At 57.1% G+C, this 10119-nt stretch carries 9 protein-coding genes; 4 read left to right on the top strand and 5 right to left on the bottom strand.

Annotation, left to right across the window (positions count from 1 at the left end; all coding sequences use genetic code 11):
- Window positions 1-18 precede the first annotated feature (18 nt).
- From HRF49_03375 to HRF49_03365, 3 genes are all read left to right on the top strand, one after another.
- A complete protein-coding gene (locus tag HRF49_03375) occupies window positions 19-756 on the top strand; it encodes a hypothetical protein (GenBank protein MEP0813691.1) in 738 nt (245 codons plus the stop codon).
- On the top strand, window positions 734-1717 hold the full coding sequence (locus HRF49_03370) for a hypothetical protein (protein MEP0813690.1): 984 nt from the start codon (window positions 734-736) through the stop codon (window positions 1715-1717). Before HRF49_03375 ends, HRF49_03370 begins: the two co-directional genes overlap by 23 nt.
- 110 nt (window positions 1718-1827) lie before the next feature.
- On the top strand, window positions 1828-2391 hold the full coding sequence (locus tag HRF49_03365; GenBank protein MEP0813689.1) for a hypothetical protein: 564 nt from the start codon (window positions 1828-1830) through the stop codon (window positions 2389-2391).
- Window positions 2392-2489: 98 nt separating this feature from the next.
- On the opposite strand, the gene HRF49_03360 is transcribed toward HRF49_03365, so the two are convergent.
- Window positions 2490-4337, bottom strand: a complete 1848-nt coding sequence (locus HRF49_03360) for a M28 family peptidase (protein ID MEP0813688.1) — start codon at window positions 4335-4337, stop codon at window positions 2490-2492.
- Between the two features lie 82 nt (window positions 4338-4419).
- Window positions 4420-6147: a glutamate formimidoyltransferase gene (ftcD, locus tag HRF49_03355; GenBank protein ID MEP0813687.1), complete on the bottom strand. Its 1728-nt coding sequence runs from the start codon at window positions 6145-6147 to the stop codon at window positions 4420-4422.
- Window positions 6148-6396: 249 nt separating this feature from the next.
- On the opposite strand from ftcD, the gene HRF49_03350 reads away from it, so the two are divergent.
- The gene (locus HRF49_03350; protein MEP0813686.1) at window positions 6397-6993 is read left to right on the top strand and encodes a response regulator; all 597 of its coding nucleotides are present in this window, start codon (window positions 6397-6399) and stop codon (window positions 6991-6993) included.
- Window positions 6994-7533: 540 nt separating this feature from the next.
- On the opposite strand, the gene HRF49_03345 is transcribed toward HRF49_03350, so the two are convergent.
- The 3 genes from HRF49_03345 to HRF49_03335 form a co-directional block, all read right to left on the bottom strand.
- On the bottom strand, window positions 7534-7788 hold the full coding sequence (locus tag HRF49_03345; GenBank protein MEP0813685.1) for a hypothetical protein: 255 nt from the start codon (window positions 7786-7788) through the stop codon (window positions 7534-7536).
- Window positions 7789-8042: 254 nt separating this feature from the next.
- Window positions 8043-8363 (bottom strand): hypothetical protein, encoded by a 321-nt coding sequence (locus HRF49_03340; GenBank protein ID MEP0813684.1) that lies wholly within the window; start codon window positions 8361-8363, stop codon window positions 8043-8045.
- 166 nt (window positions 8364-8529) lie between these two features.
- Window positions 8530-10119: hypothetical protein (locus tag HRF49_03335; protein ID MEP0813683.1), on the bottom strand; the 1590-nt coding region annotated here is incomplete at its 5' end.

Below are 10119 nucleotides of genomic sequence, written 5' to 3'. Positions count from 1 at the left end.
CTCCTCCGGATGTTGTGTTTGTCGCTCGCGCTTGTGATGTTGGTCACAGCTTGCGGGAGCGATAAGAAGATGAACGCCGCAGTTGCACCGGAGGCGGCGATTACCGGCACGCAAGGCGAATCCCCGACGGACGAGTTGGCGAACCGCGCGCCCGCGGTGGACCCCGGACTGGACGGCGACGAGCCGGAAGGCGGCGGGGAATTCGAGATGGACGGGTTCAGCATTCAACAACTCATTTCGGAAACGACCGCCTTGATGCTCAGAGAAGTCCGGGACTATGAAGATCCGGTTACGCATGAAACCTTTCCGATTGTTGACGACGCCGTAATAGTGTGGTTGGTAAACGCCCCTGAGCTTCCGGATGAGGATGGGAATTACTTCGATACGCAAAAATACAGCTCCGATCCTTGCTACAGTAGCACCTATCCCGCTATTATCGGCGATGAGGATGTAGACGACTTCATCGAGGCAGAGAATTTGGACGTTTACTCGGAGTGGCTTCCATTTGGCGCGTTTGCGGCCAACCTGCCCGAAGGTACATCTGTGGAAGACGCGGTTGACGACTGGCCGACTGGGTATTCGGAACTGATTGACGAAGTATCGCCAGTCTTGTTGTGTGATCTAGATGCATTTCCGCAATCCGATCCCAACGATGATTATTGGTCATCGATGTGGAATTTGGATGAGGATTCCGCATACGATATCAATATTCTTGGTGGAAAAGGAGATAGTCATGATCAGGCATTTGTTTTATAGTGCGTCGCTGCTGCTAATTCTGCTTTTTGTCGGCTGCGACAACAATGTCAAAGAATTGCCGAACGCTTTGTCTGTTCATTCTGAACAGGACAAAAGGGATTCAGCGGGAAGCTTCGATGCATTGTACAGCCATTTGATCCGTGAGCTTAGCAGTTCATCTGAATACGAAGTTGACTACACTTTGTCGGTTGATCCTCAATACGATCCCGAGTTGCTTACACTGACATTCGCGTATCCCAATACCGGCGATTACAACTTAGATGGCGAGGTATCGGTTGCGGACTTGACCCCTCTTGCACTGAACCTTGGACACGTCGTCGGCGACGATTTTGAGGACGAGAACGACTCGTGGCTGGATGGCGACGGGGACGGCGAAGTTGGAATATCAGATGTGACCGTTATTGCGCGCAATTTTCTTCGGAAGGTCGAAGGATTTGGAATCAGCCATTTGAACGACACGGCAGATCCGAGCATTACGGTTCCGTTGTTTGCCGTGCCCCTGTCCGATTGCATTTCATCAAAGGATCGGCAGGTAGTTATCGAGCTGCACAGGAAGTATGCAGTGCCCTCGTTTATTGTCGAAACGCTTTCGACCGGCCCCGGCCAGACTCTGCAGATATCCCCAATCGGCGGTTTTGAAGAGGAGCTTCTGGCAACCATGTTAAGGCCGGTGAAGGAATACACTTTTCCGGACGGTGTAACAGAACCCGTAGTTGCAAACGAGGTTTTTGTGGATTTCCGCCCGCCTAACCATATGCAGACGAATGCCGCCCAGCAGTTTCTTATGAGGGAAAACCTAGCAGTCCAAAGCTACTGGTTTGGTGAACGCGCAACGCTGATAACGGTTCGATTGCCAAGCTACATTTCGTTGGAGTACGTTTGCAGGTATTGGGTAGAGGAATATCCAGAACTTCTGTTCGATGTGCACCCGATAACCTTTGTCGAATTGTCTTACGACTAATGCTTGAATTCGAATGTCCGGGCGCGGGCGGTTCCATCCCGGTCGCGTCCGGTGGAATGTATGTCGCAGGCATCGTGGATTACGAAGCCGCGCTGGAGGGTTGGTAAGCCATGAAAACTCAACTGCAATCCTGTTTTTGGTTTTTCATCGTGTTGACTGTGGTAACCTCCTTGCTGTTCGCAGCGGGCGCCTGCGGTGGCAGTGGCAGTGAGGAGTTGCCATTCTGGCTCAGGCCTCAGGCCAATTATTATGAAGCCAAAGTAGTGGAAATGACTTTGCCGAAAACCGTCAGGCAAGGTGAGTCGCCCGAAATCTCAGCAAGGTTTCTTATGAGCGAGAAGATGGCTTCTTTGCTTCAGGAAAAGGGCTACGCGGCTCTTTTTCCGGTGGGTCCATTGGAATTCCCTGCGCCTCCGGGGCAATCGCTGCTTTTCTCGGTATTTGTCCTCTATTCGCGCTATTCCGACGACACAAAGGACACTGAGGTTGACGCTGTGTTCCCTGGATTTCTCAAGCCGTACTTTCGGGATGTACCTCCGCATGTCAGCCAGGAGCCGCTTGCGAGGGATTTGTCTCCAGGAACATACAATGTCTACGCTCGAGTACCGACTGAAATGCAGGACGATCCAATAAGGTTTTTCGGCTCCTTTGAGGTGCTGCCTGCCGAGCAGTAGAAGGTGGTCGCTCGCAAGCAAACAAGGAGAGAGTTAATCCCGGCGCGGGCGGGTTCATTCCGCCCGCGTCCGGTCGCGACTGAACTTGTGCGCCTTTCTTACCTTGCCTTGAGCGTCGCCGTCAGCTCGATTCTCTGGCCGCCGCGGATGACGACTACTTTCACAACGTCGCCCGGTTTGTGATCCTGCAGCGCATAAGTTAGGTCATAGATATTCGTTATCGCCGCGCCGCCGAATTCCACCAGCAAATCGCCGGCAAGCAGCCCCGCCTCCGCCGCCGGGCTGCCTTCGCGCACGCCCTGCAGCATCACGCCGTCGCTCTTGTCGTAGCTGTAATCCGGGATCGAGCCGAAGTAAACGCTGAACCCGGTGCCTGTATCCACCCCCCCTCCGGTGGTTTCGGGGGCCTTGGTTTTCTGGAACGTCAGCGGCGCGTCACGCTTGTCAACCGCGTCAATCGCGGCGGCCGCGATTTCGAGCACCTCGCATGCCCCCTCCGCGTTTATCTTGTCCGCGGTGTCGCTGGGGCGGTGGTAATCGTCGTGCAGCCCGGAGAAGAAATTGAGCACCGGGATTCCCTTCGCGTAAAACGACGTGTAGTCGCTGCCCCCCACCCCGTCGTCGAAGCGCTTGACGGTGAGAGGGCTGCCGTGCGCGGCCCCGTCGAGTATTTCGGTCCACTCCGCCGCCGTGCCGATTCCCTGCAGCGTTATCACGTTGTCGCGCACCCGGCCGATCATGTCGAAGTTGAACATCGCGACGGTCTTGTCGAGCGGGAAAAGCGGGTTCGCCGCGTAGTGCAGCGAGCCCAGCGCGCCCAGCTCCTCCGCGCTGAAGTTGATGAAAACCAGCGTGCGGCGGTTGTCAGCCCTGTGGTAGAAATACTCGCCGAGCATCAGCGTCCCCGCCGTGCCGCTTGCGTTGTCGTCCGCGCCGTGGTGGATGCGCTCCTCGAACGGAGTCGCCTCGAACTCCTCGCGGGTGAGCGAGCTTGCGCCGGCCTCGCCGTGGCCGAGGTGGTCGTAGTGCGCGCCGACGATTATGTACTCGTCGGGCAGCTCGCGTCCGGGAAGGATGGCGATCACGTTTTCCGTTTTCGTTTTGATTTTATTGAGCGAAGTCTTGAAATGCGCGTCGAGGTAGCTCATGTCGAGCATCGCGGGCTTGAGTTCCTCGTCCATCTGCTTTTGCATCGCGGCAAGGTCGCCGCCGAACATGGCCATTACTTCCTCGATTTTCTCGCGCCTGACGTACGCTATCGGAATCCCGCTGTCGCCGTAAACGTCGGCGCGGGAAAGTTGCATCAGCCTGTCCTCGTTTTCCGCATCTTTTCCCAGCGGCCCGGTGGTCACGATCATCCCGACCGCGCCGTTGCGCTTGGCGACGTACGCCTTCTGGCGAAGGTCGCTGTACGCGGTCGGGCGCTTGCCGCCGAAGTGCGCCGGGTCTTCGGTCTGCGGCTCGTGGCGCAGCACGATCACAACCTTGCCTTCCACGTCCAAGTCCGCGTAATCGTCGTAATTCTCGTCCGCCGCGGCGGAAATGCCGTACCCCACGAAAACGGGGCCGCCCTTTACCTCGGCGCTGGGGCTGAAGAAAACGGGCATCCAGTCCTTTTCAAGCGTAAGCGGCATGGATTGGCCGTGCACCAGCCACTCGAACATGTTGCCCTCCGCAAGCTCCACTCCGCTGGTGAACTCGAACTGCTGGAACCAGTCGTCGCCGGGCCGCTCCGCGAAGTTGTAATAGACGGAAGCAAGATAAGCCGCGGCGTCGTAGCAGCCCTGCGTGCCGGACAGCCTGCCTTCAAGCTCGTCCGAGGCGAGAAAGCTGACGTATTCCATATACTCGTTCGGATCGAAATTGGCGGACGCCAGCGCGGGCGCGGCCGCGGCTTCGGCAAGCGCGATACAAATCGAAACAATCAATAAACAATTGCGAATCATTAGTCCTTCCTTTCCAGAAACTTACGAAAGCGGCGCGGCGACATTTCAATACCGCCGGATTTGCCGAAAAAGCTGAAAACGATCACGCCTCGTCCTCGTCTTCGTCTTCGCCCGCGGATTTGGCCGCCGCCTTAATTTCGGATTTTAGAGAGGATTCCACGTACTCGGCGATTTCGCGCGCGGCCTTGCGCGCGCGGGCTATGGACTCCTCGGCCTCCGCGGTTACCTCGGCGCGGAATTTCTTGGATTTTATCGAGCGCAGATTAATAAGCACGTTGTAGTACGCGCCTTCCGCCGCGGCGAGCGAAACCTGCGCGCCCACCCCCCCGTCGCTCAACGCGTTGGGATTTCCCTTGCGCGCGGCTATTCCGGCAAGCTCCACCGCACGCGCCGCGTGCTTCAGCGTGGACAGCGGAACCATTGTCGCCTCCCGGATGGCGGCGCCGATCGCGGCCTTGCGCTCCTCAACCTCTTCCGGCGTACCCTGCGGCATCCGGAACGCGTCCAAAAGCCGGTTGAACGCCGCGGTGTCGTCGTCAATCGCGTCCAGCAGCCTGTCCTTCAAGTCCTGCGCTTCGATAGAAGATGCGTTCAGCTCGTCCTTCACATCCAGGAACTGCCGCTTGCCTATCGTGAGATTGGGCACCATAGCCGCGAGCCCCGCGCCCATCGCGCCCGCAAGCGCCGCGACGCTCCCCCCCCCGGGCGCCGGGCTGTCGCCCGCCAGCTCGTCCGCGAAATCGCGGATTGACAACGCGGCCAGCGGACGCGGCGTATCGTCGATCGCGTACTCGATTATTTTCTTTTTCGGATCGAACGGCCCGAATTCCTCCATCCCCATGCTGTGGACCGCCAGCCTTATCAGCCGCGAAATCGGCATCCCTTCGCAGCGTTTCTGGCGCGCGGCGAAAAACCGCCCCGCCGCGACCATCGCATCCAGCGGCACAAGTCCGACCAGCTCGCTTCCCGTCACAATCAGCCCCTGCTCGGCCGCGAGCTCCATCACTTTCACGTACACGTCGTGGAGCTGGGTCGTCTTGTGATTCGTGAAGTTCATCGAAAGCTGGGCAATCCGCCGCTCGGCCAGCCACCATCCGACCGCCTTCAGGTTCTGGAACAACCCCGGCGTGATCACCTGCGCGCCGTTTTCGTCCAAAATCAGCCGCCCGTCCTCGTCCCGCGCCGGGCAGCCGCTCTCGCGGATCATCTTCGCGATCCGGTGCACGCGCTTTTCGTCGCGCGCGTTGAAGTTGATGTTGAACGCGATAAGGAAGTTGCGCGCGCCGACCGCGGTCGCCCCCGCTGACGGATTGAACCTATTCGGGCCGAAGTCGGGCTCCCATTCCTTCGTTCCCAGCTTTTCCGGAAGCGCCTCGTACTCGCCCTTGCGGATGTCGGACAAATTCCTGCGCTCCGGCCGCGTAGCAGCGTATTCGTAAAGGTAAATCGGAATTCCCAGCTCACCCGCGCGCTCGCCCACTTCCTTGGCATAGCTCACGCAGTCGTCCATCGTCACGCCCGACACGGGCACGAACGGGCACACGTCGGTCGCTCCCATCCGCGGATGAGCGCCTTTGTGCTTTGTCATGTCTATAAGCTCGGACGCCCGCTTTATCACCCGGAACGCCGCTTCCATAACCGGCCCCGGCTCGCCCGCGAACGTGATCACCGTCCGGTTCGTGTCCGGCCCCGGATCCGCGTCCAGCAGCACCGCGCCGGGCACCGCCTTCACCTCGGCCAACACCGCGTCGATTACCGACCGGTCGCGGCCCTCGCTTATGTTCGGAACGCATTCGACGATTCTCTTCATCTTCACCGCCGCCGCGGCAATCTCGCCCTCGGCCCGATGAGATTAGCGCAAAAACCGGCTTCAATCCAAACCTTCGGCCTTGCGGGACATTCGGAGCGCGCCAAATTTGCCCCCCGAAACGCTTCAATTGACAAGTTGTTTCGCGGATTTGACGAATCAGCACCGGATGCGCCGCCGCCAGTGCGGTTGCGTTCCGCGGCTTGACACCTGCGCCGGAGCCAAACTAAAATGCCGGCGCGGGGAGGTTCGATGTCCCAGAAAATCTTCACCACCACCGAGGCGGCAAGGATCTGCCATGTCGAGCGCGCCACGATCATCCGCTGGATCGACGTAGGCATCTTGAAGGCGTTCAAGACACCGACAGGCCGCAACAAAATCCTCCGCGAAGACCTTATCAAGCTGCTCAAGGACAACGGGATGCCCCTGCCCGAGGAGTTTCAGCAGGAGGCGAAGCCGCGGATTTTCCTTGTGGACGACGAGGAGGACTTCCTTTACATCATCAAGGAGCGCATCTGCCCGTCGGACAAGGAGTGCCCTTTCGAATTGGTCACGTTCCAGAGCGCGTTCGACGCGCTCATCGCGATAGGCAAGGACACGCCCGACATACTGATCACGGACATCCGGATGCCGGGAATGAGCGGATTCGAGCTATGCAAGCAGCTCAAAGAAAACGGCGACACCCAGGCGATGAAGATTATCGTCATCACGGCCTATATGGACGACGAGCTGGACCGGCTCAAAAAAGAAGAGCTGGCCGACGCGTACCTGGAAAAGCCGCTCAACTTCGGGATGCTCAGGCGGCACATCAGCGAATACCTGAAAATCCCCGTCGAAAAGCTGAAATAGCCGGGCCGGCTGGGAAAAGGCGGGGCGATGCGCCGGATTCAAATAAAAGCGGGCAGGAAAACTCCTCCCCGCCGACTATGCGGCCAAAACTCACGCTTGGGAATTAGCTACTTTTTCGCCCGCGGCTTGCGCGGATTGGCGCTATTTCCGCGGCGACAAAACGTAAAGCGGAATGTACGATTTTCGCCCCTCAAAGTCCAGGGACGCAAACCGCGCGAATTTCCAGGACAACGGGTTCGCAGCGGCCGACGCGCCCCTGCAACCCGCCGGTGAAGCAAATTCCGGGCAATCAGAAAAATCGCCCCTGCCGCGGCAACGCCGGCCAAGAGCGCCCAGATGGCCGATTCAATCCATACCGATCCAGATGCATCGGACTCCGATGCGGCATCGGCAGATTTCATGCCCATTACCCATGCCTCCTTCCGAATCTGCTCCCTCACGGAAGCATTTGCCATCCAAACACTTAATTCGAGCGGATGGCGGGATAACAAAACTCCAACCATCCAGCGACCAACACAAAGGGAAAACTCATGCTTGCTTCTAACGGCGCGGCTTGCGCTTCGGCACTGATCTGGATTGCTTGGCAATCGGACCGTCCGTGGTAACGGGACCGGGCTCCGTCTGTCCCGCCGCCGCGTCCGCAACCCGCTTCTGCCAGATTTCGGAAAGCGCATTTGCCAGCGCGGGAGTCAGGAGAAACGAATCCGAATGTTTGAAATGCTCCAAGAGGAATCCCCCATCCGGTTGTGGATGGTAAACGACGATGTCGTCCTTCGTTGTCCGCTCCGCAAACACGTCGATCCTCCTCTACAAAGTTACTTCCGAATACCACGGCATCCAGGTTGTCCCTTGACCCGCCGAAATCACAACTTTGATCATTCCGCCCCATGCCCAGCCCCTGGTGCCGGCCGACCCTATTGCGGAGAATGGCCCTACTGGAATTCCGTTTCCCTGCTCGGTGGTCATGTTCTTGGAAAAATCGGCTGCTCCCGCGCCATCGAATCTGATGATTGCATGATCTTCGTCCGCTTGCTTGACCTGCAGAGCGACTATGCCAGCAGTGGTGCTCGCCTGGTACGCCTTGAGCCGCCCGTCCCCTCCACCGTGCCGCCGATAACAACCTTGTTCGCATCCGCGTCGACGAGTATCAGGTTCGAGATCGAAGTGCCTTCCACGCGGAAGTCGCTGTTACCGCCCGACTCGTTGAAAACCGCGGCACCGTTTACGCTAATGGCACCCAGCCAAGCCTCGTCCCAGGGAACTGCACTTGTAACGACCTTGCCCGAGCTGTTCGGAATGATGTCCTTGCCGCTCGTGTCCGGCATGATGCTGCTCGTCGGACTGCTTTCTATCCACGTTATCACTGCCATGCGCTTCTCCGAGTAGTAAGGGTTTTCAATCGCCGGCAGTCAAACATATATCGCCGGCAGTCAAACATATATCGCCGACAGTCACATTCTACCTTGCCAAAATCCAAAGCCAAAATCCAAATGTCAAGTGTATTTAACAAGTTGGAGTAATTTATTTGCCAACCGCCTAACTCGGAATATCTCTTGCAAAAAGGGTAACGGTTAAGTTTATCGGATCCAAGGCTCCAATATATAACATGTCCGCATCGATGGCAATGCCGTACTTCTCTGCTTGAATATATTCGCGTATTGCAATCGGCTCAATTTGAAAATATGAGCCATAGTCGATAATAAGAGCCAACTTTGAGTCCTCAAAATTGCCCCTAACCAGGTAGAACCAGACTCCGCCCGATTCGCCAACCTCAAATGGCGGCGTTGTCATATCCGGATTCTCTTCGAAGACGATTTGCCTGCCAAGCCAATCTTCGCCCGAATGATGGTAGCGGGATATCCAGTTGTTCGGAAAAATCTTGCCAGTCTGCAAATGAACTACATCTTCAGACACTGGCGAGAGAATCTTCCCATATGCATAATGCCCCCCCGCTACATCATGGTCCAACCATTCTTCCCCCGAAGGTTTGTAAATTGATGTGACATCGCCCAAGTATAATATGCAAGGAACACCGCCACTGTACCTGACGTCTCCTATAACCGTCGATGCACCTTTTCCCCATTTCTTGAACACCGGATACGACAGGCTCAGCTCCTCGCCGATTTTCTCGGCGAAGACAAAATTTTCGGTGAGGGGACTGTCCTTGTACAGCCATCCCGCGTTCCCGCCAGCATCCACGTCCAGCCAGTCGCGCCCGAAATGTATATCCCCGTTGAAACCGCCCATGTTGAATGTTGAAAAACTGCCGTCAATGTCGCGCTCTACCAAAATTGCCTGGCGAAATTCGGATCCGGTAACAAAATATGTTCCAAATACAAGCCTTCCGTCCGGAAAAAAAGCCGGGCGAGTAGGCAAATTCATAGCAGGTGGCTGTGCGGGCGGCTCTACTGCGATGTAATAATCCTCGAAACGCCAATCCGCGCCCGCCAAACCGCCTTGAAACGCGAGCCTGATCCTGTTTTTATAACTTGAAAAAGACGCGTCTTTCACGCCGTAGAGCAAACACAACTCGCCCGTTACAGGCGAAACCGCCGCGCCTATTCCCAAGTTATCAAGATTATTGAATTTAAGCTCACTGCCATCAACTAGCTGCTCAACAACTTCGCTAGTCCAGTGAAGGGATGTATTGTACGCGAGGATTGTGATGCTCTTGCTGTCCAGCAAGCCGTTTTCGTCCGTCACCCTGAGCACCGCGTTCCATGTACCGGCGTCGAACGTGTGCTGCAAGTGCGATGGCGTTGCCGACTGCCAATCAAACTGGCCGTCGCCTTCAAAGTCCCATTCGTACTTGACTATTTCGCCGTCGGGATCGTACGAGGAATTGCAGAAAAGCGTTACTTCCAGAGGCGAGTCGCCCATTATCGGCCATGCTATCGGCCGCGCCACCGGAGGCTGCGGCACAGGCCCGCCCGATTCCGGATGGACGATCACGGTCACGGATTTTTTCGTCGAAAGGTATGAGTTATCCGTCACACGCGCCGTGCAGATGCGTACGCCCACTTCGGTTTCGGTGAAAAGGTGGGCTGCGGTACCGTTCGTGGAAGTGAAATCGCGGAAGTTGCCGTCGCCGAAATCCCACTCGTACGAAACGATAGAACCGTCGGT

The organism is bacterium (assembly GCA_039961635.1).
In the GTDB taxonomy this organism is placed as follows: Bacteria; 4484-113; 4484-113; order JAGGVC01; family JAGGVC01; genus JABRWB01.
The sequence above is the reverse complement of the archived record's forward strand: the minus strand, read 5'-3'. Positions and strand labels throughout refer to the sequence as shown.